This is a genomic window from Bradyrhizobium sp. Kon58 (genome assembly GCF_055807455.1).
The window spans coordinates 231,955-257,465 of sequence record NZ_JBVVOT010000009.1; the positions used below are offsets into that span (position 1 = coordinate 231,955).

Consider the following 25,511-nt stretch of genomic DNA (forward strand, 5'->3'; position numbering starts at 1 on the left):
CCCACGACCAGGAGAGAACGTCCAAGCGCCCTGCGGGTTCCATCGCGGCTTCGTGAAGGAATGCTCGCTTGACTGTGACGTCGCTGCTGCATCCGGCAGGGGAACTTGTATCGGCTCGACCGCGTTGATCGGACCAGCGCATCACCCTGATGCAGGCATCCAACGGGGCAGCACATGACGAAGTTCTCTGCAGTCCGACGCCGCTTATCGCCGCGCCGCATCACCGCTTTCGCGTTCGCAACGGCTTTGCTGGCAGTGCCGTTCGGCGCCGCAAGCGCACAGACGCTGGGCTACACCTACCCGCAGGATCAGGCCTACCCGCAGGACCAGGGTTATTCGCAGGGTTATGCGAACCAAGGCTATGCAAGCCCGAACGCGCAGGCCTCCGACGAGGATGCCGCGCTGCCCGATCGCCTGCGCAAGCAGATTGTCAGCTTCGACCGCAGCGAGCCGGCCGGTACCATCGTCATCGATACCAACAATACTTATCTTTACTACGTGCTCGGCCAGGGCCGCGCCATTCGTTATGGCGTCGGCGTCGGGCGCGAAGGTTTCACCTGGTCGGGCGTGCAGAGCGTCAGCCGCAAGGCGGAGTGGCCGGACTGGCATCCGCCGGCTGAGATGATCGCGCGCCAACCCTATCTGCCCCGCTTCGTCGCCGGCGGCCCCGGCAATCCGCTCGGCGCGCGTGCGATGTATCTCGGGTCGAGCGAATACCGCATCCATGGCACCAACGATCCCACCACGATCGGCAAGTTCGTCTCGTCCGGCTGCATCCGCATGACCAATGAGGACGTCACCGACCTGTTCGGCCGCGTCAATGTCGGCGCCAAGGTCGTCGTGCTGCCGAAGAACGCGCCGCTGATGGCGAAAGGCGGTGATTCCGCGCGCAAGCGTCCGGCCGCGACAGCTCTGCCCTCGGGGCGGCAAGCGCTGAACATTTCGAATTCGGCCGTGAACTAAGGGTCGTGCGAGGTCACATGAAGAGACGTTCGATCGGCAAACTCGCCGGTGGCGCGGCGGCATTCGTCGCCGTTGCCTGCTTCGGCCTCGCGCTGACGCCATCGGCCCATGCGGAGGACTTTTTCTCGGCGCTGTTCGGCGGCTTCCGCGGGCGGCCGGCCCCCGAGATCCGCATGCCGTTCCAAACCGATGACGCGCCACGCTACGACACGCCGCGCCAGCGGGCCTCTTACGGCGGCGGCACGGCCTATTGCGTGCGCGGCTGCGACGGACGTTATTTCCCGGCGCAGGGAAATGATTCCGAGAGCAAGGCGCAATCCTGCAAGAGCTTCTGCCCCGCGTCGGAGACCTCACTGGTCTATGGCGGCAACATCGAGGACGCGACGACGGACAAGGGGAAATCCTATTCTGACCTGCCCAACGCGTTCCGCTATCGCAATGAGATTGTCGCAGGCTGCACCTGCAACGGCAAAGACCCGGTCGGGCTCGCTCAGGTCAAGGTCGATGACGATCCCACCTTGCGCAAGGGCGACATCGTCGCGGGCGCCGACGGTCTGGTGGTCGCCAGCCGCAATGCCAACGACCGCCGCGGTGTCGCGATGAATTTCTCCCCATTGCCGGATTCGGTGCGCGCAAGATTCCGCCAAGTGCCGGTAGTGGCGAAGGAGTAGCCCTCAACGTCGTCCTGGCGAAAGCCAGGACCCATTACCCCAAATGCCGATGTTGCCCCCACACCGCTGACCACCAGCCTGCCCCTTGCAGAGTGCGGTGGCTATGGGTCCTGGCTTTCGCCAGGACGACACCGAGGGTGTCGGCGCGGCTCTCTTAACCGCCCACCCTACGCCGCGCGAATCTTGCCGAGGAAGTCGCTGACCTCATGGCCGAGCTGGCGACTCTGGCTCTCCAGCATCTCGGAGGCGTGCTTCACGTTGTCGGCGGCAGCGGCAGCAGCGTCCGCATCGGATTTGACACCGGTGATGTTGTCCGAGACGTTCTTGGTGCCCTGCGCCGCAAACTGGGTGCTGCGGGTGATCTCTTGCGTTGCCGCCCCCTGCTCCTGCACGGCGGCGGCGATTGCGGTCGCGACCTCGTTCACTTCGCCGATGATGCCGCCGATGGTCTGGATTGCGCTGATGGCGTCGCCTGCGACCTTCTGGATGTCGGCGATCTGCTCGGAGATCTCCTCGGTCGCCTTGGCCGTCTGGCTCGCCAGCGACTTCACCTCGGAGGCGACCACGGCAAAGCCGCGCCCGGCTTCGCCGGCACGGGCCGCCTCGATCGTGGCGTTGAGCGCGAGCAAATTGGTCTGCTGCGCAATGGTGTTGATCAGGCCGACGACCTCCCCGATGCGGCCGGCCGATTTCTGAAGTCCCTGGACCGTGCCGTCGGTGTCGCGCGCCTGGGTCACGGCGCGGCTGGCGATGCCTGCGGCATGCGCGGCCTGCTGGCTGATGTCGTTGATCGAGGCGCTGAGCTCTTCCGCGGCGGCGGCGACGCTGTCGACGCTCATGGAGGCGTCATTGGAGGCCTTGCCCGCGATTTGCACGCGGTCGTTGGTCTGCCGCGACACCGCGGAGAGATCGCCCGAGGTCTTGCGCATCTCGCCGGAGGCCTCGCTCAACTCGCCGAGCGTCTTGCGCACCGCGCCCTCGAACTCGCCGACATAGGTCTCGACCGCGCGCTGGCGCGCGGAGGCGCCCGCATTGCGTTCGCGCTCCTGCGCCTCGATCGTGAGCTTCTCGTTGGCCTGCTGCTTGAAGGTCTCCAGCGCGCCGGCAAGCGCGCCGATCTCGTCGTTGCGATCGAGATAGCCGCTATCGACGGCAAGGTCGCCGCCGGCGACCTTCAGCATGGCGTCCCGGATGGTGTTGAGCGGAGTGATGACGCGGCGGCTGACCAGCATGATCGCGCCGACGGCAAGCCCCACGGCGAGCGCCAGTAGCGTAAGCTGCACGAACAGTGCGCGCTCTGCGGCGCCGCGCTGCTCCTGCGTGTGGATCTTGGCAGCATCGAGCGCACCTTCTGCTACTGCGACCGCGCTCGCCATGCGGCCGACCGTGAGCGGGCTCCATTGGTTCGCCGTCATCTCGGGCTTCTCACCCTTGACCAGCGCGTCCGCGAGACGGTCGCGCAAGGCCAGATATTGCGGCTCGAAATAGGAGGTCTTGGCGGAGGCCATCGCGGAGGCGAGCCCCGCCGGCAACTGCATGCCGGACGTCGACAACTCCAGCGCCTTCCACATCGCGCTCGCGCCGCCGACATGTTGGGTATAGGCGTAGCGGCCTTCCGGCGTGATCTTGCCGGCGGCAAGCCCGGTCGAGACGATCAGCGACGCCTCGCCTGCGGTGTTGCGGAGCAGCCAGGCGTTCTGCTTGATCGACAGCAGCTGGTCGATCGCGGCGTCCAGGTGATTGACGGTGGCGGCGAGCGTGTTCGAGAGCTTGTCGAGCGTGTCGAGAAGTCCCTGCGTCGTCTCCATGTATTCCTTGGGCAGGCCGGCGCGGCGCTGGTCCTTTGGCTTGGCCACATCCTCCCAGAACTGCTTCTGCTCTTCGGTCAGCAATTTGAACAGACGCGCGAGCTCCGGTACCATGGTGCCAGACTGCGGGAAGTCCATGGTCGGCAGCAGCTCGATCGCGCGTGCCATCGCGGGCATTTGGGCATCGCGCAGGGCGCGCAGATATTTCTCGATCTCGCCGTCCATCGGCTCGGTCGCGTTCAGGAGCCGGACCGTGGTCGAGCGGTCGGTGCGCAGATTGTGCATCGCCTTGAACAGATCGGCCGACGTGTCGGCGATCTGTGAGATGCGTTTGGCGGTCTTCAGGCGATCCCAGGACTCGTAGGCGGTGAGCGAGAGTGCGACCACCACGCAGATCGATGTGATCGCGATCACCGCCTTCAGCAGCGCGGATACGGTCAGACGATTCAGCATCGAAGTCCCCCAATTCCCATTACAAAGTGCGTGAAGTCGCCCCGGCAACATCGGAAAACTGGGCGCACGCAAGACTAGGCAATCGCATGCCGTTTGTGGCTCAGGGCCCAACGGTGACTGCATCTGAAAGGAAAAGGGTAAAGTTTTAGGCAGGCCGGCTGACGGTAGAAGTACGGAATTACTAGAAGTTGCAGAGGGTTGCCTCGATGGAACCGACGCGAGAGTTGTGCGTTATCGAGCGTCAGCAACTGGCCTAATGGGGGTCCTAGCAATGTTGGTCGGCGTCCTCGTCACCTTTCTCGTCGTCATTCTCGTACTTTACCTCATCAACATGCTGCCGATGGACGGCCGCGCCAAGCAGATCGCGCGCGTTGTCGTCATCATCATCGGTATCGTGTCGCTGCTGAAATATCTGGCAGTGTTCTAGCCGGGCTTTCGTAGCCCGGACGGATCGCAGCGCAATCCGGGTCTTGCCCCAAGCCATAGCGGCCCCGGACTACACTTCGCTCGCTCCGGGCTACTGCTCCAACAAAAAAAGCCCCGGCGTGAGCCGGGGCTTCTGGTGCTCGCTTATTCGGGCCTACCCGGCCGCTTTGGCCTCGCGGCGGCGCGCGGTGAGGATGTATTCGGTGTAGCCGTTCGGCTGCTCGCGCCCCTTGAAGATGAGGTCGCTAGCCGCTTTGAAGGCTGTGCCGTCGAAGGCGGGCGCCATCGGCTTGTAGACGGGATCGCCCGCATTCTGCTTGTCGACGACGACCGCCATGCGCTTGAGCGATTCCATCACCTGCGCCTCGGTGATGACGCCCTGGTGCAGCCAGTTGGCGAGGTGCTGGCTGGAGATGCGCAAGGTGGCACGGTCTTCCATCAGGCCGACATCGTGGATGTCAGGCACCTTGGAGCAGCCGACGCCCTGGTCGATCCAGCGCACGACGTAGCCCAGAATGCCTTGGCAGTTGTTGTCGATCTCCTGCTTGACGTCGTCGGGAGCCCAGTTCGACTTCGACACCGGGATGGTGAGGATATCTTCGAGCTTCGCGCGTGGGCCGCCCTTGGTGAGCTCCTGCTGGCGCGCGGTGACGTTGACCTGGTGGTAGTGCAGCGCGTGCAGCGTCGCGGCCGTCGGCGAGGGCACCCAGGCGGTGGTGGCGCCGGCCTGCGGATGGGCGAGCTTCTGGGCAAGCATGTCCGCCATCTTGTCGGGCGCGGCCCACATGCCCTTGCCGATCTGGGCATGGCCGGGCAGGCCACAGGTCAGGCCCATGTCGACGTTCCAATCCTCATAGGACTTGATCCAGGGCTGCGCCTTCATCTCGTTCTTGCGGATCATCGGACCCGCTTCCATCGAGGTGTGGATCTCGTCGCCGGTACGGTCGAGGAAGCCGGTGTTGATGAACATGATGCGCTTGGAGGCGCGCTGGATGCAGGCCTTGAGATTGACGGTGGTGCGCCGCTCCTCGTCCATGATGCCGACTTTGAGCGTGTTCTCGGGCAGCGACAGCATCTTCTCGACGCGATCGAAGATCTCGCAGGTCAGCGACACCTCGTCGGGGCCGTGCATCTTCGGCTTGACGATATAGGCCGAGCCCGTGCGGCTGTTCTTGACCTTGGAGTTGCCTTTCAAGTCATGCACGGCAAGAAGCCCGGAGACGGCGGCGTCGAGCAGGCCTTCCGGAATCTCCTCGTCCTTGTCGTCCAGCACCGCGTCGGTGAACATGTGGTGACCGCAATTCCGCATCAGCAGCAGGCTGCGACCGTGCAATTTCACTTCGCCCTTGCCGTCAGGCGTCTTGTAGCTGCGGTCGGCATTGAGCGAGCGCGTCAGCGTCTTGCCGCCCTTCTCGAAATCGGCCGACAGCGTGCCGTTCATCAGGCCGAGCGTGTTGCGATAGACCAGCACCTTGTCTTCGGCATCGACGGCCGCGACCGAGTCTTCCATGTCGAGAATGGTTGAGACCGCGGACTCCATGACCATGTCCGCGACGCCGGCCGGATCGTCCTTGCCGATCGCGCTACTGCGGTCGATTTTCACCTCGACATGCAGGCCGTTGTTGGCGAGCAGCACCGCGCTCGGTGCGGCTGCGTCGCCCTGGAAGCCCGCGAATTGCGCGGCGTTCTTCAGCGCGGTAGCATTGCCGCTCTTCAGCTTCACCGCGAGCTGGCCCGCGACCACGCTATAGGCGGTGACGTCGGTGTGACTGCCGGTCGCCAGCGGCACGGCGGCATCGAGGAACGCTTTTGCCTTGGCGATGACCTTGTCGCCGCGCGCCTTGTTGTAGCCCTTGCCGCTCTCGGACGGATCGTGCGGGATCGCGTCGGTGCCGTAAAAGGCGTCATAGAGCGAACCCCAGCGCGCATTCGCCGCGTTCAGCGCATAGCGTGCGTTGGTCAGGGGCACGACCAGCTGCGGGCCGCAGATCTTGCCGATCTCCTCGTCCACATTGGCGGTCTCGACCTTCTGCGTCGCCGGCTCCGGGACGAGATAGCCGATCTCCTTCAGGAAGGCAGTATAGGCGTTGAGGTCGAAAGCCTTGCCCTTGTTGGCGCGGTGCCAGTCGTCGATCTTGGCCTGCAGCGTGTCGCGCTCCGCCAGCAGCGCGCGGTTCTTCGGGCCCAGCTCCTTGATGATGGCGGCAAGCCCGGCCCAGAACGCATCCGGCGCAATCCCTGTCTTCGGGGCCGCTTCCTTGGCGATGAAATCGAACAGGACGGGAGCAATCTTCAATCCGTGGGCGTCGACGCGTTTCATGATGGGCTTTCTCGTTGGAAATGGCTGTTTTTGGCTGCTTTTGACCCGACAGCAGCAAAATGCGCTCCAAGGAGCGGCTTTCGGGGTCTTATTAGCCCCAAAATCGGGGCCGTGAGAAGGCCCCCAAAAGTTGTCAAAATGTCAAGGCGAGTGGCGCCGCTAGTGTCGTCCTGGGAGGGGTTTGGCGAAGACTCGTCGTCCGGTACTTCGACCGAGCCTAACGGATAGATCACCCGGTATGGGTCCTGGCCTTCGCCAGGACGACACCGGTGTTTGGCGGGGTGCGGGCTCCCTCAAGCGGAGCCCGGCTTCAAATATTCGCGGCGAGGTCCACGAGTTCGTCGAACAGCACGCCGGTCGTCTTGAGCATCTGTTCGATCTCGTCCGCCGCCTCGGCGACCGTCCGCGTCGAGGTGTCGATCACGAGCTCAGCGGCTTGCGGCGTCTCGTAGTCGTTGAGAATGCCGGTGAACGATGCGAGCGTGCCGGCGCGGGCCTTCTTGTAGTGGCCCTTGGGGTCGCGCTCCTCGCAAATTTCCGCCGGCGTCGCGACGTGAATCTCGCGGAACGAAGTGTCGGCGATGCGGCGCGCGGTGGCGCGGTCCTCGCGGGCGGGCGAGACGGCGGCGACAATGGCGATGTGGCCGTTACGGGCGAGATGCGTCGCGACTTCGGCGAGGCGGCGGATGTTCTCGCTGCGATCGGCGGTCGAGAAGCCGAGATCGCTGTTGAGCCCGGCGCGCAGCGTGTCGCCGTCGAGCAGGATCGGTGAGCCGCCATTGCTGAACAGCCGCCGCTCCAGCGCTTTTGCGAGAGTCGACTTGCCGGAGGCGGGGAGGCCGGTGAGCCAGACCACGGCGCCGTTGTGACGATAGCGCGCGGAGCGCTCGTCGGGCCGCAGCGCGGACTCCACCGGCACGATGTCGACGGGCACGGCGCGCTGGCCGGCGTCGACCGACAGCACGAGTCCGCCGCCGGCGATGCGCCCGGACACCTCGATCACGAGACGGCCGGTGCGGGGATTTTCCGTGTAGGGATCGGTGGCAATCGGATTCGAAAGGGAAATGTCGATCTCGCCGACATGATTGCGCCCGATCGCCTTGTTCTCGACGCTCGCCAGCTCGCCCGGATCGACCGCCTTCTCGATTGCGACGACGGTGGCGCGGCTTTCCTTCGGTCCGCAGCGAACCAGGAGCTGGTCGCCCTTGGCCAGCGGCTTGTCGTGCAGCCAGAAGATTCGCGCGCGCAGCCGCCGGGTCTCGCGCGGCGCGCTGTTGGCATGCGCGATGATATCGCCGCGTTCGAGGAACAGCTCGCGGTCGAGCGTGATGCCGACCGAGCGGCCCGCACCCTGGCGGCCCGCGACCGGCGTCACCGGCCAGCTCTCGACCGTCTTGATCCTGGCGATCTTGCCGGCCGGCATGATCACGATTTCGTCGCCGGCGACCAGGCTGCCGGATTCGATCCGGCCCGCCACGATACGGCGATCGTCGAATTTGTAGATCGCCTGCACCGGCAGGCGCAGCGCCAGCGCTTCCAGCGGCCGCGCCGGCTCGAGCCTGTCGAGGGCTTCGACCACGGTCGGACCCTTGTACCAGCCGATGCGGTCGGTGCGCTCGGCGACGCCGTCGCCGTCGCGGGCGGAAATCGGGATCACGGCCGTGGGCTTCACACCGAGGCCTTGCAGATGCGCCGAGATCTCGTCGCTGATCTCCCTGAAGCGCTCTGCGGAGAAGTCGACACGGTCCATCTTGTTGACGACGACCGCGACCTGCTTCACGCCGAGCAGATGCAGGAGATAGCCGTGCCGCCTTGTCTGGTCGCGCACGCCTTCGAGCGCGTCGATGATCAGCACCGCGCCGTCGGCCTGCGAGGCGCCGGTGATCATGTTGCGCAGGAATTCGGCGTGGCCGGGTGCGTCGATCAGCACGATGTCACGTGAATTGGTGCGGAAGCGGATCTGCGTGGTGTCGATGGTGATGCCCTGGTCGCGTTCGGTCTGGAGCGCGTCGAGCAGGAACGACCATTCGAAGGGCATGCCGCGCCGCGCGCTGACGGCCTTGAGCATATCGAGCTTGCCGTCGGGCAGGCTGCCGGTCTCGTGCAGCAGGCGGCCGACCAGCGTCGACTTGCCGTGGTCGACATGGCCGACGATGACGATGCGGACCTGCGGCCGCGTGGTGCCGTTCGGGGTAGCAGGCGATGCGGGGGTGACGATCATGTTCATACGACGCTCGCGTCCTTGATCAGAGATAGCCGGCGACGCGCAGGCGCTCGAAAGCGTCCTCGGTCTCGTGGTCGAGCGCACGGCCGGACCGTTCCGGCACCTTGGTCTGCTCGAGCTCGATCAGGATTTCGTCGATGGTCGACGCGTTTGAGGCGACCGGATTGGTGATGTCCTGATCACCCAGCGAGCGATAGCGCTTGCCGTTTTGCGACAGATACAACGGGATGATCGGGATGTTCTCGCGCTTGGTGTAGGCCCAGATATCGGACTCGGTCCAATGCAGGATCGGATGGATGCGCAAATGCGCGCCCTGCGGCGGCGAGGCGTTGAAGTGGTCCCAGAACTCCGGCGGCTGGTCGCGCACGTCCCAATTGCCTTCCAGGCCGCGCGGCGAGAACACGCGCTCCTTGGCGCGCGTCGCCTCCTCGTCGCGGCGGATGCCGGCGATCAGGCCGTCAAAACCGTATTTGGCGAGCGCCATCTTGAGGCCTTCGGTCTTGCGCGCGGCGGAACGGGCAGCCGGCGGCAGCGTTGGGTCGACGGCATCAATCGGCGGGCAGGGCTCGACACGCAGATCGAGATCCCATTCCTTGCCGTAGTGATCGCGGAAGCGATACATCTCCGGAAACTTCTTGCCGGTGTCGACATGGAGGGCCGGAAACGGCAGACGGCCGAAGAACGCCTTGCGCGCCAGCCAGATCATGACGTTGGAGTCCTTGCCGAGCGACCATAGCAGGGCGATCTTCTTGAGGCGGCCGAAGGCTTCGCGGAAGATGTAGATGCTCTGGGCCTCGAGCTGGTCGAGATGGTCCATGCTCGGGGCAAGATCAGCAGAAAATTCTTGCGTGCGCGCGCGCTCGGCCGCGGCCGGGCTGCCCAGCCCGTCAGCAGTGGAATTGTCCTTGAGAAGATGCATCTCTGCCACTTTGCGTTTGAAGGCGAAAATTCTATAGTTGCGGTGCAGAAGAGAAGAAAAAATTTTCTCTTTGCGCGCTCGAAACGACACATATATAGAAAATAATTCCAGTCAACCCCGGATCTGGGGGGAGCGAGTATCGTATGCGGTTCTTGCCGGTGTTCCTCGATCTCAAGGCCGGTCCGGTGGTCCTCATCGGCGCGGGTGAGCTTTTGCGCGCCAAGCTGCGCGTGCTGGCCGCTGCCGGTGCGCGCATCCGCGTGCATGCGATCGACGGCAATCAGGACCTGGGCCTGAGCTCCGAGGACGCCGCGCGTATCGACATTGCGGCGGCCGATCCGCTGACCGCCGATCTCTCGGGAATCATCGCGGTCGTTTGCGCCGGCGCAGGCGATGTCGGCGTCGCGATGTCGGTCCGCGCCAAGGCGCTCGGGCTGCCGGTCAATGTCATGGACGATCTCGAGCATTCCAGCTTCATCTTTCCGGCGATCGTCGATCGCGGCGATGTCGTGGTCGCCGTCGGCACTGGCGGCACGTCGCCGGTCGTGGCGCGGCGCGTACGCGAGAAGATCGAGGCGCTGCTGCCGGCGCGGATCGGCGAACTCGCCGAGTTCATCGGCGGCTTCCGCAAATCCATCAACGAACGTATTGCCGAGTTTCCGCTGCGCCGCCGCTTCTGGGAGCGCGTCATCGACGGCCCGATCGGCGCCGCCATTCTGGCCGGCCGCAAAGGCGAGGCGGACGCGGCGCTCAAGGCGATTTCCGATCCATCCGCGTTCGCGCGGGCCGACAAGCCGGAAGGCTCGGTCGCGCTGGTCGGCGCCGGCCCCGGCGATCCGGATTTGCTCACCATCAAGGCGCTGCGCGCGCTTCAGGATGCCGATATCGTTTTCCATGACGAGCTGGTCTCGCCTGAAATTCTCGACCGCATCCGCCGCGACACCACGCGCGTGCCGGTCGGCCGCCGCGTCGGCAAGCCCGGCATCGGGCAGGACGCCATCAACAAGCGCATGATCGAGGCCGCCCAATCCGGCCAGCGCGTGGTGCGGCTGAAGGGCGGCGATCCCTTCGTGTTCGGCCGTGGCGGCGAAGAGGTCGAAGCGCTGCGTAATGCCGGCGTTGCCTATTCGATCATTCCCGGCATTACCGCAGGCCTTGGTGGCGCCGCCGATTTCGAGGTGCCGCTCACCTACCGTCACGAAGCAACCCGCATTACCTTCCTCACCGCGCACAAGGCGCGCGACGCGGACGTCGTGGACTGGTCGACGTTGACCGACGCCAGGATGACCGTTGTGGTCTACATGGGCATGACGGCTGCGCCCGCTATACGCGCCGGCCTGTTGGCCGCCGGCCGTTCGCCGGAGACGCCGGTCGGCGTGTTCGCCCGCGTCACGCGTCCCGATGCGCAAGGCGCGATCGGCACGCTGCGCGACCTGCCCGAGCTGGTGCGGCGGACCAACGGTGGCCCTGCCATTCTCATCATCGGCGATGTGGTCCGGCATGCCGGCTCGCTTCGCCGCCAAACCCCAAAACAAATCATCTCTGACCTATTGGATGCAGCCGAATGACCTCCCCGCTTGAACAGAAGAAGATCAAAATCGCCGGCCCCTCGGTCGTGACCGCCAATCGCACCTGGGACGGCATCGTGGTGTACCGCACCGCCGCCAAGGGCTGGTCCGCGGACCTCTCGGAAGCTGCGATCGTGCGCAACTCCGACGAGGCGAAAGCGTTGCTTGCGGAATCCGTGGCCGATGACGTGGGCGCGATCGGTCCCTATATCGCCCCGGTACAGGTCGGCGCCGACGGCAAGATCGAACCCGGCAATTTGCGCGAACAGATCCGCCGCACCGGCGTCACCATCGGACAGCCGGTTCAGGTTTAAGGCATTCTCTCATGTACGCTTACGACGAAATCGACCGCACGCTCGTCAACGAGCGCGTCTTGGAATTCCGCGACCAGGTGAAGCGCCGCCTCTCCGGCGAGCTCACCGAGGACGAGTTCAAGATCCTGCGGCTGCAGAACGGCGTCTATCTGCAACTGCACGCCTACATGTTCCGCGTCGCGATCCCCTACGGGACGCTGGCGTCGAACCAGCTGCGGGCGCTCGCCCACGTCGCACGCAAATACGACCGCGGCTACGGCCATTTCACGACGCGGCAGAACATCCAGTTCAACTGGATCAAGCTCGCCGAATTGCCGGATGCGCTGGCCGATCTCGCCGAGGTCGGCATCCATGCGATGCAGACCTCCGGCAACAACATGCGCAACGTCACCTCGGACCAGTGGGCCGGCGTCGCGCCCGGCGAGATCGAGGATCCCCGCATCTGGTCGGAGCTGATCCGCCAGCACACCACGCTGCATCCGGAATTCTCGTTCCTGCCGCGCAAGTTCAAGATCGCGATCACCGCGTCGGACCACGACCGCGCCGCGATCAAGATCCACGACATCGGGCTGAAGCTGATCAAGAACGAGAAGGGCGAGACCGGCTTCGAGGTGCTGGTCGGCGGCGGGCTTGGGCGCACGCCGTTCATCGGCAAGACCATCAAGCACTTCGTGCATGGCCGCGACATTCTCAGCTATATCGAAGCGATCCTGCGCGTCTACAACCAGTACGGCCGCCGCGACAATATCTACAAGGCGCGCATCAAGATCCTGGTGCACGAGCTCGGCATCGAAAAATTCTCGCGCGAGGTCGAGGAGGAGTGGCAGCACATCCGCAACTCCTCGCTCCAGATCGACGACGAGGTGGTCGAGGACATCCGCTCGCGCTTCACCTATCCCGCCTACGAGAAGCTGCCGCACATGCCGGACGAGCTGCGCCAGGCCGCGGCCGATCCCGATTTCGAGGCATGGCGCAAGAACTCGGTCGCTCCGCACAAGGTCCAGGGCTATTCCATCGTCACGATCTCGCTGAAGCCGATCGGCGCGCCTCCGGGCGATGCTACCGCCGAGCAGATGGATGCACTGGCCGATCTCGCCGACAAATACTCCTTCGGTGAGATCCGCGTCGGCCACGAGCAGAACCTCGCTTTGCCGCATGTCGCCAAGCGCGACCTGCCGGCGCTGTGGAAGGCGCTCGACAAGCTCGGCTTGGCGACGCCGAACGTCAATCTGATCACCGACATCATCGCCTGCCCGGGTCTCGACTATTGCTCGCTGGCCAATGCGCGCTCTATCCCGATCGCGCAGGAATTGACGCGGCGCTTCGCCAATCACGAGCTGGCCAATCTGATCGGCCGTCTCCACATCAACATTTCCGGCTGCATCAACGCCTGCGGCCATCACCATGTCGGTCACATCGGCATTCTCGGCGTCGAGAAGAACGGCGAGGAGGTCTACCAGATCACCATCGGCGGGCGCGCCGACGAGAGTGCCGCACTCGGCAATCTGATCGGCCCCGGCGTCAAGTTCGACGAGGTCGCCGACGTCGTCGAGGACATCGTGGAAGCCTATCTGGCACTGCGCGAGCGGCCGGAAGAGCTGTTCATGGATACCGTAAAACGCCTCGGCGTCGAACCCTTCAAGGAGCGCGTTTATGCCACTCGTTAACGGCGGAAAGATCGCCGACGACAGCTTCGTCAAGCTCGCCGTCGACACGCCGCTGCCCGAGGGCGGCGACATCCTGGTGCCGGCCGAGCGCTTCGTCGGCGAGGCGGATGCGTTGCTCAAGCGGACCGGCAAGGTCGGCGTGATCTGGCCGAACAATCGCGACATCGCCGAGCTGGTGCCGTATCTCGGCAAGATCGCCGTCGTCGCGCTGGTGTTCCCGACCTTCCGCGACGGACGCGCTTACAGCCAGGCGCGGCTGCTGCGCGAGCGCTACAATTACCGCGGCGAATTGCGTGCGACGGGTCAGATCCTGCGGGACCAGTTCGTGTTCATGCTGCGCGCTGGCTTCGATTCCTTCGACGTCAAGAAGCAGGCCGACGCGGAAGCCTTCATGCAGACCGCGAAGCGCTACTCGGTGTTCTACCAGCCCACCGGTGACGGCCGCATCACGGCGCTGCACCGGCGCATGCAACTGCGTCATTCCGAGGGAGTCGGCACGTGAACGTAGTCGCGTCTCAGGTTTCGCCCATATCCGGCTCTGCGCTGCCCTCGGCGCAGGAGCTCGATCGCGCCCTGCGCGATGCCTCGCCTGCTGAAATCATCACTGCTGCACTGAAGACGGTCGGTCGCGACAAGCTCGCGCTGGTGTCGTCCTTCGGCACGGAATCGGCGACGCTGCTGAAGGTCATGGCTGATGTCGATCCGGCGATCCCGGTGATCTTCCTCGACACCGGCTGGCTGTTCGAGGAGACGCTGACCTATCGCGACACGCTGATCGCGACGCTGGACCTGAAGGACGTCCGCTCGATCAAGCCTGCCGAGGAGACGCTGTCGCGCGAGGATCCCGACCGCGACCTCTGGTTCTCCGATCCTGACGCCTGCTGCCGTATCCGCAAGGTCGAGCCGCTGGCGCGGGCGCTGAAACCGTTCGACGCCTGGCTCAATGGCCGCAAGCGCTTCCAGGGCAGTACCCGCGCTGACATTCCGGTGGTCGAGGACGACGGTGCGCGGTTGAAGTTCAATCCCTTCGCCAATGTTTCGCGCGAGGAACTCGAGGCCATTTTCGCCCGCGCCAAATTGCCGCGTCATCCGCTGGTTGCGTCGGGATTCCTGTCGGTTGGGTGTATGCCTTGCACGAGCAGAACGACTGAGGGCGAGGATGAGCGTGCCGGTCGCTGGCGCGGCCGGGCCAAGACGGAATGCGGCATCCACACGATGAAGACTTCGTAGCAAAGTTACGCTGCCCTGCTACGAACAAGAAAATCCGGTTCCGTTGACTTAAGCGCATTTCGACCCGAGTTATGCCCGCACGTCTTCGCTGACACCGACGTCATCGAAGTGAATGGAGATGGACATGATGCGCCGTATCGTTCCGCTCGCTGCAGGACTGCTCGTGACAGGCTTGTTGGCAAGCTCGGCTCTCGCGGCCGACATCAATCTGCTGAACGTATCCTATGACCCGACGCGCGAGCTCTATGTCGAGTTCAACAAGGCGTTCGCGAGTGCCTATCAGAAGGAAACCGGCAGAAGCGTCGAGATCAAGCAGTCGCATGGCGGCAGCGGTTCGCAGGCGCGTGCCGTGATCGACGGATTGCAGGCCGACGTGGTGACGCTTGCGCTCGCCTACGACATCGACGCCATCGCGGGCAAAGGCCTCACGACGGCTGACTGGCAGAAGCGGTTGCCGCAGAATTCGTCGCCCTACACCTCGACCATCGTGTTTCTGGTCCGCAAGGGCAATCCGAAGGGCATCAAGGACTGGGACGATCTGCTCAAGCCGGGCGTCGCCGTGATCACGCCGAATCCGAAGACGTCAGGCGGCGCGCGCTGGAATTATCTGGCAGCCTGGGGCTTTGCGCAGAAGAAATACGGCTCGGCGGACAAAGCCAAGGATTTCATCGGAAAGCTCTATCAGCAGGTGCCGGTGCTCGATACCGGTGCGCGCGGCGCGACCGTGACCTTTGTCGAGCGCGGCGTCGGCGACGTGCTGCTCGCTTGGGAGAACGAGGCGTACCTGGCGCTCAAGGAATTCGGTCCGGAGAAATTCGAGATCGTGGCGCCGCCGCTCTCGATCCTGGCAGAACCGCCGGTCACGATCGTCGACAAGGTTGCCGATAAAAAAGGCACCCGCAACGCCGCCGACGCCTACCTGCAATATTGGTATACCAAGGAAGGTCAGGAAATCGCGGCGCGCAACTTCTATCGTCCGCGCGATCCCGAGATTGCAAAGAAACACGAAAACTCCTTCGCGAAGGTCGAGCTGTTCACGATCGACGAGCTTTTCGGCGGCTGGACCAAGGCGCAGAAGGAACATTTTGCCGACGGCGGCGTCTTCGATCAGATCTACAAGAACTGATCGGGCGCTGTCGGCGGGGCTTAAACAGGGGGCCTGGTGAGCGCAATCGCAGCACGACGCCGGACATTGCCGGGCTTCGGTCTCACCATGGGGCTGACGCTGTCCTGGCTGTCGATCATCATCCTGATTCCGCTCGCCGGCCTGTTCCTGAAATCGCTCGAGCTGAGCCCAGAGCAGTTCTGGAACATCCTCTCCAGCCGCCGCACCCTGAATGCGTTGCGCGTGTCCTTCGGCCTCGCCTTTGCGGCCGCCTGCGTCAATCTCGTGATGGGCAGCATCATCGTCTGGGCGCTGGTGCGCTACCGCTTTCCGGGAAGGCGGCTGTTCGATGCCATCGTTGACGTGCCCTTTGCGCTGCCGACGGCGGTCGCCGGCGTCGCGCTGACCGCGTTGTTCGCCGAAAAGGGCTGGCTCGGCGCGCCGCTTGCGGCGGCCGGCATCAAGGTGGCGTTCACACCGGTCGGCATCTTCGTCGCCATGATCTTCATCGGCATCCCCTTCGTGGTGCGCACGGTGCAGCCGGTGCTCCAGGACCTCGATCCTGAGATCGAGGAGGCGGCAGGAAGCCTTGGTGCGAGCCGCTGGCAGACCATCATCCGCGTGATCCTGCCCTCGCTCGGGCCGGCGCTGCTCACGGGGCTCGCGCTCGCCTTTGCGCGCGCGGTCGGCGAATACGGCTCGGTGATCTTCATCGCCGGCAATCTGCCCAACGTCTCCGAGATCGCGCCGCTGCTGATCGTGATCCGCCTCTCCGAATTCCGCTACGCCGACGCGACCGCCATCGCGGTGGTCATGCTCGTCGTGTCCTTCGTCATTATTTTTGCCGTCAACCGGCTCCAGCGCTGGGCGCAGAGCCGGATCCCGGCACGCTGAGGGCGGATCATGACGATGCAGATCGCAGATTCGGTTTCGCTCTCGGCCCCCGACGCCAAGGCACGCGCGCATGCGGCGGCCGCGCGGAACAATCTGCGCACCGAACCGCGCGCGGTCCGCATCGTCATCATCGCGCTGGCGATGACCTTTCTCTCTGTCTTCGTCGTGCTGCCGCTGGTTGTGGTGTTCGCGCAGGCCTTCTCGAAGGGAATCCTCGCTTATCTCGCCGCGCTGACCGACCCGGAGGCGCTGTCCGCAATCAAGTTGACGCTGTTGGTTGCGGCAATTTCCGTCGGCCTCAATCTCGTCTTCGGCCTGGTCGCGGCCTGGGCGATTGCAAAATTCGAATTCTCGGGCAAGACCTTCCTGATCACGCTGATCGATTTGCCATTCTCGGTCAGCCCCGTCATCTCGGGCCTCGTCTTCGTGCTGCTGTTCGGCGCCCAGGGCTATTTCGGCGGCTGGCTGCGCGATCATGACATCCAGATCCTGTTCGCGGTGCCCGGCATCGCGCTTGCGACCACCTTCGTGACCTTCCCCTTCGTGGCGCGGGCGTTGATCCCGCTGATGCAGGAGCAGGGCACGCAGGAGGAGGAGGCCGCGATCTCGCTCGGCGCCTCGGGCCTGCAGACCTTCTTCCGTGTCACGCTGCCCAACATCAAATGGGGCGTGCTCTACGGCGTCCTGCTCTGCAACGCGCGCGCGATGGGTGAGTTCGGCGCAGTCTCCGTGGTCTCGGGCCATATCCGCGGCGAGACCAACACGATGCCGCTGCTGGTCGAGATTCTCTACAACGAATACCAGTTCGTCGCGGCGTTCGCGATCGCCTCGCTGCTGGCGATGCTGGCGCTGATCACGCTGATCGCCAAGACCGTTCTGGAAAATCACCTCGACGAAGGACACGACGCAAGTGAGCATTGAAGTCAGGAATCTCGTCAAGAAGTTCGGCAGCTTCAAAGCCCTCGACGGCGTCGACCTCAAGGTCAATGACGGCGAGCTGCTCGCGCTGCTCGGTCCGTCCGGCTCGGGCAAAACGACGCTGCTGCGCATCATCGCCGGCCTCGACTGGCCCGATTCCGGTGAGGTGTCTTTCAACGGCGAGGACGCGCTGGCGCAGGGCGCCCGCGAGCGGCACGTCGGATTCGTATTTCAGCACTACGCGCTGTTCCGCCACATGACGGTGTTCGAGAACGTCGCCTTCGGGCTCCGCGTGCAGCCGCGCGCGATCCGCAAGGACGAAGCAACCATCCGGGCGCGCGTCAAGGAGCTGCTCGATCTGGTGCAGCTGGACTGGCTCGCCGACCGTTATCCGAGCCAGCTCTCCGGCGGCCAGCGCCAGCGCATCGCGCTGGCCCGCGCGCTCGCGATCGAGCCGCGCATCTTGCTGCTCGACGAGCCCTTCGGCGCGCTCGACGCCAAGGTGCGCAAGGAGCTGCGCAAATGGTTGCGTTCGCTGCACCACGAGATCAACGTCACCTCGATCTTCGTCACCCATGACCAGGAGGAGGCACTCGAAGTCGCCAACCGCGTCGTGGTGATGGACAAGGGCAAGATCGAGCAGATCGGCTCGCCCGACGACGTCTATGAGAGCCCGGCGACCGCGTTCGTCCACAGCTTCATCGGCGAATCCATCGAGCTTCCGGTGCTGATCGCGGACGGTCTCATCACGCTCGGCGACCGGCCGCTGCGGCTCGCGGCAGATGGCCTTGCGCCTGGCGCGTCAAGACTGTTCGTGCGGCGACACGACATGCTGGTCGGCCCGCCCGGCAGCGGTGCCTTCGAGGGCGCCGTGCGGCATGTTCGGAATTTCGGTCCCGTGCAGCGAGCCGAGGTGGCACTCGCTGGCGGCGAGACCATCGAGATCGACGCTCCCCGCGGCAGGGAACTGCGCGCCGGCGACACGATCGGCCTGGAGCCTCGGCGCTACCGGATATTTGCGGGCGGCTAAGCGGGGCCAACCGGTCAATTTTTCCTCAATATTCACCTTTCAGCCACGGTTGGTATGCAACAACGGCCCCTGATTTTGGGGGCTCCTGTTCATGCGCGCCGCGGCCGCAATACTCATCACTTTGCTGCTCGCCGGCTGCGCCGGCAACGAGGCACCGGTCCAGCAGCCCTCGATGTATGCCGATATGTCCGTTCCGGGCTCCAAGCTCGATGCGCAGGCGGCAGCGATCATGATCTCGCAATACCGTCAGAACAACGGGCTCGGCACCGTCGTGATCGATCCTGCCCTGATGAGTCTCGCCGAATCCCAGTCCCAGGCCATGGCAGCGGCCAACAAGATGGACCATGACGTCCGCGCGCCGCTGGCCAAGCGCCTCAGCGCCGGCGGCTATCCGGCAACCGTTGCGGTCGAGAACGTCTCGGCCGGCTATCACACGCTGGCGGAAGCGTTTTCCGGCTGGCGCGACTCGCCCCCGCACCGCGCCAACATGCTCAAGAGCGGTGTCACAAAATTGGGCATCGCGGCGGGCTATGCTCCCGGCACCAAATACAAGGTGTTCTGGACCATGATCCTGGCCTCGACGGACGCTCGATAAGCCAGACTTGATCCCGGGATGCATTGACGCCGCGGCAGACTGTCGCCACGGTCGCTCGCCATCTGCTACTGTTCCCGCATGACCGATCATAGTCCAGAAGTCGCAACAGTCCCCGCGAACGCGCAACGTGTCCTGGTCCTCCAGGGTGGCGGCGCGCTCGGCTCCTATCAGGCCGGCGCCTATCAGTCGCTCTGCCATGCCGGCTTCGAGCCGGACTGGGTCGCCGGCATCTCGATCGGCGCGGTCAATGCCGCGATCATCGCCGGCAACGAAGGGCAAACGCGCGTCAAGCGGCTGAAGGAATTCTGGGAGATGGTCTCCGCGCCGGTGCCGTGGAAGCCGATCGGCAAGAGCGATCACAGCCGCGAGCTGTTCAACTCGACCAGCGCCGCATTGATCGCGACCTTCGGCGTGCCCGGCTTCTTCACGCCGCGCATTCCGCCCGCGCCGCTCTGGCCGCCCGGCAGCCCGCAGGCCGAGAGCTATTACGACACCGCACCGCTGAAGAAGACGCTGGAGCGCCTGGTCGATTTCGACCGCATCAACGATCTGAAGACGCGGCTGTCGGTCGGCGCGGTCGGCGTCACCTCCGGCAACTTCAAATATTTCGACAATTTCGAGTTCAGGAAGCTCGGCAAGAAAATCGGCCCCGAGCACATCATGGCCTCCGGCGCGCTGCCGCCCGGCTTTCCGTCCGTCGTGATCGATGGCGAGCATTATTGGGACGGCGGCATCGCCTCCAACACGCCGCTCGACTACGTGCTGGACGCCGAGACCGACCGCGACCTCCTGATCTTCCAGATCGACCTGTTCAGCGCCCGCGGCGATCTGCCGACCTCGCTGCTCGAGGCGACCGAGCGCGAGAAGGACATCCGCTTCTCCAGCCGCACGCGGATGAACACCGACAAGAACAAGCAGGTGCACAACGCCCGCAGGGCCGTGCGCGACCTGATTTCCAAATTGCCCGATTATCTCAAGAACGACCCTTCCGTGGAATTCCTTGCCAAGGTATCGCGCGAAAGCACCGTGACTGTGGTGCACCTGATCTACCGCAGCAAGAACTACGAATCCTCGTCCAAGGATTACGATTTTTCGCATGTCGCCATGGTCGAGCACTGGGAAGCCGGCGTGCGTGACGTGCATCTGTCGATGCGCCACAAGGACTGGCTCGAGCGGCCGCAATCCGGCGAGACCATGGTGACCTACGATCTCACGGGGGACGTCACTGCGCCCCCGCCAAAAAGGAGCGAGTAATATGGGTAGTCTGTCAGGCAAGAACGCCGTCGTGACCGGGTCGACCAGCGGCATCGGGCTTGCCTATGCGCGCGCCTTCGCCGCCGCCGGCGCCAATGTCGTCATCAACGGCTTCGGCTCGCCGGAGGACATCGAGAAGGAGCGCGCCAAGATCGAGTCCGATTTCGGCGTGAAGGCGGTCTATTCGCCCGCCGACATGACCAAGCCGGCCGAGATCGCCGGGATGATCGCGCTTGGCGAGAAGAGCTTTGGTTCGGTCGACATTCTCGTCAACAATGCCGGCATCCAGTTCGTCTCGCCGATCGAGGAATTCCCGCCGGAGAAATGGGACCAGATCATCGCGATCAACCTGTCCTCGGCCTTCCATGCCATTCGCGCAGCCGTCCCCGGCATGAAGAAGAAGGGCTGGGGCCGCATCATCAATACCGCTTCCGCGCATTCGCTGGTCGCCTCGCCCTTCAAGTCGGCCTATGTCTCGGCCAAGCACGGCATCGCCGGCCTGACCAAGACCGTGGCGCTGGAGGTCGCGACCCACAAGATCACCTGCAACTGCATCAGCCCCGGCTATGTCTGGACGCCGCTGGTGGAGAAGCAGATTCCCGACACCATGAAGGCCCGCAACCTCACCCGCGACCAGGTCATCAACGACGTGCTGCTCGATGCGCAGCCCACCAAGGAGTTCGTCACCTCCGAGCAGGTCGCAGCCCTCGCGCTGTTCCTGTGCGGCGACGATGCCGCGCAGATCACCGGCACCAACCTGTCGATCGACGGCGGCTGGACCGCGGAGTAGTTCGGCGGTGCCGTAGGGTGGGCAAAGGCGCGTGAGCGCCGTGCCCACCATTCTTGTTCGAATGAGGAAAAGTGGTGGGCACGCTTCGCTTTGCCCACCTTACAAGATGATATTGGACGACGCCATTTTCGTTCAGTGCGTCCAGGCCAGCGCCGTCTCGAATGCCCAGGACAGGTGCAGCTCCGCGAACATGATCTTGCCGGCGACCACGAACAGCACGCAGGCGAGTGTCAGGCGCAGCACCGTCTCGGGCACGCGTGTCGCGCTAAAGCTGCCGATGACGATACCGGGCAGCGAGCCCAACAGCAGCACGCCCATCAGCCCCCAATCCACGTCGCCAAGCGCCCAGTGCCCCATTCCGGCGATCAGCGTCAGCGGGACTGCATGGGCGATGTCGGAGCCGACGATGGTCGCCACCGGCAGGCGCGGATAGAGCAGCAGCAGAACGGTGACGCCGACCGCGCCGGCGCCGACCGATGAAATCGAGACCAGCACACCAAGCACGATCCCGGTGACGACCGTCGCAATCGCGGTGGTGCGGTCATCGACCTGCTCCAGACGCCGGCGATAGCGCTCCATGATCGATCTGCGGAAGATCAGCGAGGTCGCGGTCAGCAGCAGCGCGAAGCAGAGCACGAGGTTGACGAGATTGCGCTCGGAGTCGCTCTTGAGGTCGAGCTTCCACAGCATGAGCAGCGTCAGCGCGCTCGCGGGAAGGCTGCCGCAGGCAAGCCGCAGCACCGCCGGCCAGTGCACGCTGCGCGACCAGCCATGCACCACGCTGCCGCCGGTCTTGGTGGCGGCGGCATAGAGCAGGTCGGTGCCGACTGCGGTCGATGGATGAATCCCGAACAGCAGGATCAGCAGCGGCGTCATCAACGAACCGCCGCCGACGCCGGTCATCCCGACCAGCAGGCCGACGCCGAAACCGGAGGCGACGTAGAGTGGGTCGATCATGTCCAGGGAATCTTAGGTTCATCTCGTCAGTTGGGCAATACGACGTAGAATAAACTTTCCCTGCGGGGCAACTACTTGGGGGTAATAAGAAAAATCGTGCTGTCACTCTTAAACTGGCAGGAGTTTAGCCGCGTCTATCAGCATGCCGCGAGACGGTTGTTCCCCAGCGGAAGCGCGAAAGAGCGGGACGCTGATCCTATTTTCCGAACGCCAGCACGTGCAGGCCGAGCCGCTGTCGCACGATCCAGAACAGCAGCACCGTCTCGAAACTGAGCGAGATCGAGGTCGCGGCCGCAGCACCATGGCCGCCGAAGCGCGGCACCAGCGCGATGCAGAGCACCAGGTTCATCGCAAAGGCCAGCGCATAGGCCAGCGCGCAGATCTTCTGCTGGCCGAGCATGTTGAGCAGCCGTTCGACCGGGCCGATCGCGGAGCGCACCACGAGGCCGATCGCGGCGACGAACATGATGTCGTAGCCGACCACGAATTGCGGCCCGAACAGCCAGAGCAGCGGCTTGCCGAGCGCGAGCAGCACGATGGTCGCCGCCAGCGACGGCCAGAACGTCCAGTTGATGGCGTGGGCCACGTAAGCCGACAGCCGCGCCTTGTCGCCCGCAGCGTTGTACTCGGCGAAGCGATGCGCGGTCGTTGCCGACATCGCATAGTGGATGAACGAGACCAGCGCCAGCGTCTTCACCACGGCGAAATAGACGCCGACCTCGTCGGAGGGGCGGAACTGCTGAAGCACCAGCACGTCGGTATAGGACAGCAGCAGATAGAAGCTTTCGACCAGCAGGATCGGCAGTGAGACGGCGAGCCAGCCGCCGACGTCGTAGGCCTTGGGGCCCGGCTCGATGTGATCGGCGAGCTTGCGGTTCAGCACCACCATCTGCCCGGTCATCGCGATCCACACCGCGCCGGCACTCGCGATCATCGCGGCGACCGCACCGAGATGATAGCCGAGCAGGAAGGCGCAGGCCGTGATGCCGATGATCAGCGTCTGGCGGATGATGAATTGCGGCATCAGGCCGAGCTGCATCCAGTCATGCGAGCGCGCGATGCCGTCCTGGGTGTTGGCGACCACGAAAGCGGGCAGGGTCATGCAGCCGATATAAAGCGGCAGCTCTTCGGCCGGATCGATCAAGGGTGACAGCAATTTGACGAGACCGGCGAGGCCGAGCGACACCAGTGCGGAAACGGCAAAGGTCAGCCAGCGGCTGCCCGAGAGAAAGCCGCGCAGCAGCGCATGCTCGCCACGGGCGCGGTATTCCGGAATGATTTTTTGCGCGGAGGCGGAGATGCCAAAGTCCATCATGCTGCCGAGCAGCAGCACCCAGGTCCAGACATAGACATAAACGCCGTAGTCCGACGTCCCCATCCAGCGCGCGAGCAGGACCTGCGAGAAATAGGCAAGGCCGGCGCTGATCACGCGGATGACGAAGATGGTGCCGGCCAGCCGCCGCGTCAGCGATGCCTCGCTCGACCCGCCCGTCAATTTTTCGCGCAGGCGCGCGATGAGGCCGGCAGGTCCGGTCGTTGCGGGTTCTGCATCCATCACGGCCAATTCGAAGGGTCCCCGAGGCGCGCACGCGCATGCTGCGGCAGGCTTGATGCGCTAGCCTTGGGAATTAGCAACCATTCGTTAAGATTCGGTTGGATCAAAGATCGTCCTGGCGAACGCCAGGACGATCAGTCACTCCAAATTGGTATTGAACTCGTACGACTTCTCCGGTCCGACCAGCGTGAACTTCAGCGCTGCGCCGTCGGGCTTGGCGCCCGGCGGCAGTCCGTCGAGCTCGAAAGAAAATCGCTTCACGCCCGGTGGGCTGGGCTCGACCGGTGCCGGGATCGGCAACGCCCAATCGGGCGTCGGGCCTTCCACGTAGAGATTGACGGTGCGCGCATCGGGCGCGACCACGTCGACCACCACATTCTTGGGCCCGTCACGCTTGACGTCGCGGATGGTGAGCGGGTTGGGATCGCCGATCGTGGCAGGCTTGGGCACGGTGTCGAGTGCGGCACGCAGATTGGCGTCCTCGGTCGAGGCGACGCTGTTGAAGCCGAGTTCGGCGCGGGCCTCGACCGGAATGCAAAGCTTTTCGCACACCGCATAATTGATCTCGGCGCGCAACGTCACCGGCTTGTCGGCCGCCTTGGCGATGATGCGCAGGGGCAGCACGATCTGGTCGTGGTAGCCGATCGAATGGCCGCCCGCGCCGTCGTCGAATTTCTGCGGTGCCGGCCACATCACCGTCACCGCCTCGACATTGTCGGATTTCGAGAAATCGAAGCGCGGCGGAACGCCGGAATCGCCCGGCATGCGCCAATAGGTTTTCCAGCCGGGCTGGATCTGGAAGGCGATACCGCCGAGCAGGACGGCGCCGCTGCGCGATCCCGCCAGCAACCGCACCGCGGAATGTCCGTCGCGCTGCCATGGCGATGAATCGTCGGCGTAGGCTGCAAGCGCCAGCGACGACGCGAGCAGGGTTGTTGCGACGCCAATCGCCGCACGCAGGGGAACTCTTGTCAGCATGGTACGTCTTTACAGGGTCACCCCGCGGCAAACCATTGAATTGCTTGTGATGGATGCACTTGAATCGGGGCCCTGCAAGCCTTGATTTGACAGCGGCCCGGCCCGACATCAGGATAGGAATTGAAACCGGAGTGCTTCACCGATGGCTCCCACAGGCAAGAGGACGGGCGAAAGCACCCGCAAGTCAGCCCCCGCGCTCCCGAGTTCGGCGGGCTACCTCGACGGCCAGCTGTTGATCGCCATGCCCGTGATGGGCGACGAGCGCTTCGAGCGCTCGGTGATCTATCTCTGCGCCCACTCCGCCGAGGGTGCGATGGGCATCATCGTCAACCACCCGGCCGGCAGCATCGATTTCCCAGAGCTGTTGCAGCAGCTCGGCATCATCAACAAGGGCGAGCACATCAAGCTGCCGGAGAATGCCGAAAGCATGAAGGTGCTGCGCGGCGGTCCGGTCGATACCGGCCGCGGCTTCGTGCTGCATTCCAGCGACTTCTACATCGAGAACGCGACGCTCCGGATCGACGAGGGCGTCTGCCTCACTGCGACCGTCGACATCCTGCGCGCCATCGCCAACGGCTCCGGCCCCAAGCACGCCATCCTCGCGCTCGGCTATGCAGGCTGGGCGCCGGGCCAGCTCGAGACCGAAATCCAGAGCAATGGCTGGCTGCATTGCGACGCGGATTCGGATTTGATCTTCGGCGACGACGTCGACGAAAAATACGGACGCGCGCTGCGCAAGATCGGCATCGATCCCGGCATGCTCTCGAACGAGGCGGGGCACGCGTAGCGCCTCAGTGTCGTCCTGGCGAAAGCCAGGAGGTGGATTCACACTCGAAGTGCAACAGTTGAGAGGAGAAGGCCTCTGCCGGGGT

At 64.4% G+C, this 25,511-nt stretch carries 23 protein-coding genes; 16 read left to right on the top strand and 7 right to left on the bottom strand.

Annotation, left to right across the window (positions count from 1 at the left end; all coding sequences use genetic code 11):
- Window positions 1-174: 174 nt before the first annotated feature.
- Together AC0L20_RS18380 and AC0L20_RS18385 are read left to right on the top strand one after the other, a co-directional pair.
- Window positions 175-963 (top strand): L,D-transpeptidase, encoded by a 789-nt coding sequence (locus AC0L20_RS18380; protein ID WP_473290421.1) that lies wholly within the window; start codon window positions 175-177, stop codon window positions 961-963.
- A 17-nt stretch (window positions 964-980) separates the two neighbouring features.
- On the top strand, window positions 981-1,634 hold the full coding sequence (locus AC0L20_RS18385; protein ID WP_473290423.1) for a DUF2865 domain-containing protein: 654 nt from the start codon (window positions 981-983) through the stop codon (window positions 1,632-1,634).
- A gap of 167 nt (window positions 1,635-1,801) precedes the next feature.
- Here the strand turns inward: AC0L20_RS18385 and AC0L20_RS18390 are convergent, their stop codons facing one another.
- The gene (locus AC0L20_RS18390; protein ID WP_473290425.1) at window positions 1,802-3,895 is read right to left on the bottom strand and encodes a methyl-accepting chemotaxis protein; all 2,094 of its coding nucleotides are present in this window, start codon (window positions 3,893-3,895) and stop codon (window positions 1,802-1,804) included.
- 271 nt (window positions 3,896-4,166) lie between these two features.
- Here AC0L20_RS18390 and AC0L20_RS18395 point away from each other — a divergent pair, with 271 nt between their 5' ends.
- The gene (locus AC0L20_RS18395) at window positions 4,167-4,322 is read left to right on the top strand and encodes a Thivi_2564 family membrane protein (RefSeq protein ID WP_007599832.1); all 156 of its coding nucleotides are present in this window, start codon (window positions 4,167-4,169) and stop codon (window positions 4,320-4,322) included.
- Window positions 4,323-4,475: 153 nt separating this feature from the next.
- On the opposite strand, the gene AC0L20_RS18400 is transcribed toward AC0L20_RS18395, so the two are convergent.
- From AC0L20_RS18400 to cysD, 3 genes are all read right to left on the bottom strand, one after another.
- Window positions 4,476-6,641, bottom strand: coding sequence for a malate synthase G (locus tag AC0L20_RS18400; protein ID WP_473290427.1), 2,166 nt, complete (start codon window positions 6,639-6,641; stop codon window positions 4,476-4,478).
- Between the two features lie 310 nt (window positions 6,642-6,951).
- Window positions 6,952-8,868, bottom strand: coding sequence for an adenylyl-sulfate kinase (gene cysC / locus AC0L20_RS18405; RefSeq protein ID WP_473290430.1), 1,917 nt, complete (start codon window positions 8,866-8,868; stop codon window positions 6,952-6,954).
- A gap of 19 nt (window positions 8,869-8,887) precedes the next feature.
- On the bottom strand, window positions 8,888-9,682 hold the full coding sequence (gene cysD / locus AC0L20_RS18410; protein ID WP_026232781.1) for a sulfate adenylyltransferase subunit CysD: 795 nt from the start codon (window positions 9,680-9,682) through the stop codon (window positions 8,888-8,890).
- Between the two features lie 245 nt (window positions 9,683-9,927).
- Between cysD and cysG the strand changes: the two genes are divergently transcribed.
- The 12 genes from cysG (at window position 9,928) to AC0L20_RS18470 (ending at window position 21,149) form a co-directional block, all read left to right on the top strand.
- Window positions 9,928-11,352, top strand: coding sequence for a siroheme synthase CysG (cysG, locus tag AC0L20_RS18415; protein WP_473290433.1), 1,425 nt, complete (start codon window positions 9,928-9,930; stop codon window positions 11,350-11,352).
- Window positions 11,349-11,666, top strand: a complete 318-nt coding sequence (locus AC0L20_RS18420; RefSeq protein WP_473290435.1) for a DUF2849 domain-containing protein — start codon at window positions 11,349-11,351, stop codon at window positions 11,664-11,666. Before cysG ends, AC0L20_RS18420 begins: the two co-directional genes overlap by 4 nt.
- Window positions 11,667-11,677: 11 nt before the next feature.
- On the top strand, window positions 11,678-13,333 hold the full coding sequence (locus tag AC0L20_RS18425) for a nitrite/sulfite reductase (RefSeq protein WP_473290437.1): 1,656 nt from the start codon (window positions 11,678-11,680) through the stop codon (window positions 13,331-13,333).
- Window positions 13,320-13,835, top strand: a complete 516-nt coding sequence (locus AC0L20_RS18430; protein WP_018454648.1) for a DUF934 domain-containing protein — start codon at window positions 13,320-13,322, stop codon at window positions 13,833-13,835. The genes AC0L20_RS18425 and AC0L20_RS18430 overlap by 14 nt, the downstream gene beginning before the upstream one ends.
- Window positions 13,832-14,563, top strand: a complete 732-nt coding sequence (locus AC0L20_RS18435; RefSeq protein WP_473290440.1) for a phosphoadenylyl-sulfate reductase — start codon at window positions 13,832-13,834, stop codon at window positions 14,561-14,563. Before AC0L20_RS18430 ends, AC0L20_RS18435 begins: the two co-directional genes overlap by 4 nt.
- Before the next feature lie 124 nt (window positions 14,564-14,687).
- Window positions 14,688-15,689, top strand: a complete 1,002-nt coding sequence (locus AC0L20_RS18440) for a sulfate ABC transporter substrate-binding protein (RefSeq protein WP_473290442.1) — start codon at window positions 14,688-14,690, stop codon at window positions 15,687-15,689.
- A gap of 36 nt (window positions 15,690-15,725) precedes the next feature.
- A complete protein-coding gene (cysT, locus tag AC0L20_RS18445) occupies window positions 15,726-16,562 on the top strand; it encodes a sulfate ABC transporter permease subunit CysT (protein ID WP_081747971.1) in 837 nt (278 codons plus the stop codon).
- Between the two features lie 9 nt (window positions 16,563-16,571).
- The gene (gene cysW, locus AC0L20_RS18450; RefSeq protein WP_473290444.1) at window positions 16,572-17,483 is read left to right on the top strand and encodes a sulfate ABC transporter permease subunit CysW; all 912 of its coding nucleotides are present in this window, start codon (window positions 16,572-16,574) and stop codon (window positions 17,481-17,483) included.
- The gene (locus AC0L20_RS18455; protein WP_473290446.1) at window positions 17,473-18,510 is read left to right on the top strand and encodes a sulfate/molybdate ABC transporter ATP-binding protein; all 1,038 of its coding nucleotides are present in this window, start codon (window positions 17,473-17,475) and stop codon (window positions 18,508-18,510) included. Before cysW ends, AC0L20_RS18455 begins: the two co-directional genes overlap by 11 nt.
- Window positions 18,511-18,601: 91 nt before the next feature.
- Window positions 18,602-19,105, top strand: coding sequence for a CAP domain-containing protein (locus tag AC0L20_RS18460; RefSeq protein WP_473290448.1), 504 nt, complete (start codon window positions 18,602-18,604; stop codon window positions 19,103-19,105).
- Between the two features lie 78 nt (window positions 19,106-19,183).
- The gene (locus AC0L20_RS18465) at window positions 19,184-20,359 is read left to right on the top strand and encodes a DUF3734 domain-containing protein (protein ID WP_473290450.1); all 1,176 of its coding nucleotides are present in this window, start codon (window positions 19,184-19,186) and stop codon (window positions 20,357-20,359) included.
- Between the two features lies 1 nt (window position 20,360).
- Window positions 20,361-21,149: a 3-hydroxybutyrate dehydrogenase gene (locus AC0L20_RS18470; RefSeq protein ID WP_456766299.1), complete on the top strand. Its 789-nt coding sequence runs from the start codon at window positions 20,361-20,363 to the stop codon at window positions 21,147-21,149.
- A gap of 132 nt (window positions 21,150-21,281) precedes the next feature.
- On the opposite strand, the gene AC0L20_RS18475 is transcribed toward AC0L20_RS18470, so the two are convergent.
- The 3 genes from AC0L20_RS18475 to AC0L20_RS18485 all read right to left on the bottom strand — a co-directional run bounded on the left by AC0L20_RS18475 (window position 21,282) and on the right by AC0L20_RS18485 (window position 24,639).
- Window positions 21,282-22,106 carry a sulfite exporter TauE/SafE family protein gene (locus tag AC0L20_RS18475; protein WP_473290455.1) on the bottom strand — a complete coding sequence of 275 codons (825 nt, stop codon included), beginning with the start codon at window positions 22,104-22,106 and terminating at the stop codon, window positions 21,282-21,284.
- Between the two features lie 196 nt (window positions 22,107-22,302).
- Window positions 22,303-23,670 carry a flippase gene (locus AC0L20_RS18480; protein WP_473290457.1) on the bottom strand — a complete coding sequence of 456 codons (1,368 nt, stop codon included), beginning with the start codon at window positions 23,668-23,670 and terminating at the stop codon, window positions 22,303-22,305.
- A 129-nt stretch (window positions 23,671-23,799) separates the two neighbouring features.
- A complete protein-coding gene (locus tag AC0L20_RS18485; RefSeq protein ID WP_473290459.1) occupies window positions 23,800-24,639 on the bottom strand; it encodes a protein-disulfide reductase DsbD domain-containing protein in 840 nt (279 codons plus the stop codon).
- Window positions 24,640-24,781: 142 nt separating this feature from the next.
- Between AC0L20_RS18485 and AC0L20_RS18490 the strand changes: the two genes are divergently transcribed.
- Window positions 24,782-25,426: a YqgE/AlgH family protein gene (locus AC0L20_RS18490; protein WP_473290462.1), complete on the top strand. Its 645-nt coding sequence runs from the start codon at window positions 24,782-24,784 to the stop codon at window positions 25,424-25,426.
- The last annotated feature ends 85 nt before the right edge of the window (window positions 25,427-25,511 follow it).

Bases quoted from the DNA above. Each gene is read 5' to 3' on its own strand.
- AC0L20_RS18380 (WP_473290421.1), top strand. From the start codon at position 175: ATGACGAAGTTCTCTGCAGTCCGACGCCGCTTATCGCCGCGCCGCATC.
- AC0L20_RS18385 (WP_473290423.1), top strand. From the start codon at position 981: ATGAAGAGACGTTCGATCGGCAAACTCGCCGGTGGCGCGGCGGCATTC.
- AC0L20_RS18390 (WP_473290425.1), bottom strand. From the start codon at position 3,895: ATGCTGAATCGTCTGACCGTATCCGCGCTGCTGAAGGCGGTGATCGCG.
- AC0L20_RS18395 (WP_007599832.1), top strand. From the start codon at position 4,167: ATGTTGGTCGGCGTCCTCGTCACCTTTCTCGTCGTCATTCTCGTACTT.
- AC0L20_RS18400 (WP_473290427.1), bottom strand. From the start codon at position 6,641: ATGAAACGCGTCGACGCCCACGGATTGAAGATTGCTCCCGTCCTGTTC.
- cysC (WP_473290430.1), bottom strand. From the start codon at position 8,868: ATGAACATGATCGTCACCCCCGCATCGCCTGCTACCCCGAACGGCACC.
- cysD (WP_026232781.1), bottom strand. From the start codon at position 9,682: ATGGACCATCTCGACCAGCTCGAGGCCCAGAGCATCTACATCTTCCGC.
- cysG (WP_473290433.1), top strand. From the start codon at position 9,928: ATGCGGTTCTTGCCGGTGTTCCTCGATCTCAAGGCCGGTCCGGTGGTC.
- AC0L20_RS18420 (WP_473290435.1), top strand. From the start codon at position 11,349: ATGACCTCCCCGCTTGAACAGAAGAAGATCAAAATCGCCGGCCCCTCG.
- AC0L20_RS18425 (WP_473290437.1), top strand. From the start codon at position 11,678: ATGTACGCTTACGACGAAATCGACCGCACGCTCGTCAACGAGCGCGTC.
- AC0L20_RS18430 (WP_018454648.1), top strand. From the start codon at position 13,320: ATGCCACTCGTTAACGGCGGAAAGATCGCCGACGACAGCTTCGTCAAG.
- AC0L20_RS18440 (WP_473290442.1), top strand. From the start codon at position 14,688: ATGATGCGCCGTATCGTTCCGCTCGCTGCAGGACTGCTCGTGACAGGC.
- cysW (WP_473290444.1), top strand. From the start codon at position 16,572: ATGACGATGCAGATCGCAGATTCGGTTTCGCTCTCGGCCCCCGACGCC.
- AC0L20_RS18460 (WP_473290448.1), top strand. From the start codon at position 18,602: ATGCGCGCCGCGGCCGCAATACTCATCACTTTGCTGCTCGCCGGCTGC.
- AC0L20_RS18465 (WP_473290450.1), top strand. From the start codon at position 19,184: ATGACCGATCATAGTCCAGAAGTCGCAACAGTCCCCGCGAACGCGCAA.
- AC0L20_RS18470 (WP_456766299.1), top strand. From the start codon at position 20,361: ATGGGTAGTCTGTCAGGCAAGAACGCCGTCGTGACCGGGTCGACCAGC.
- AC0L20_RS18475 (WP_473290455.1), bottom strand. From the start codon at position 22,106: ATGATCGACCCACTCTACGTCGCCTCCGGTTTCGGCGTCGGCCTGCTG.
- AC0L20_RS18485 (WP_473290459.1), bottom strand. From the start codon at position 24,639: ATGCTGACAAGAGTTCCCCTGCGTGCGGCGATTGGCGTCGCAACAACC.
- AC0L20_RS18490 (WP_473290462.1), top strand. From the start codon at position 24,782: ATGGCTCCCACAGGCAAGAGGACGGGCGAAAGCACCCGCAAGTCAGCC.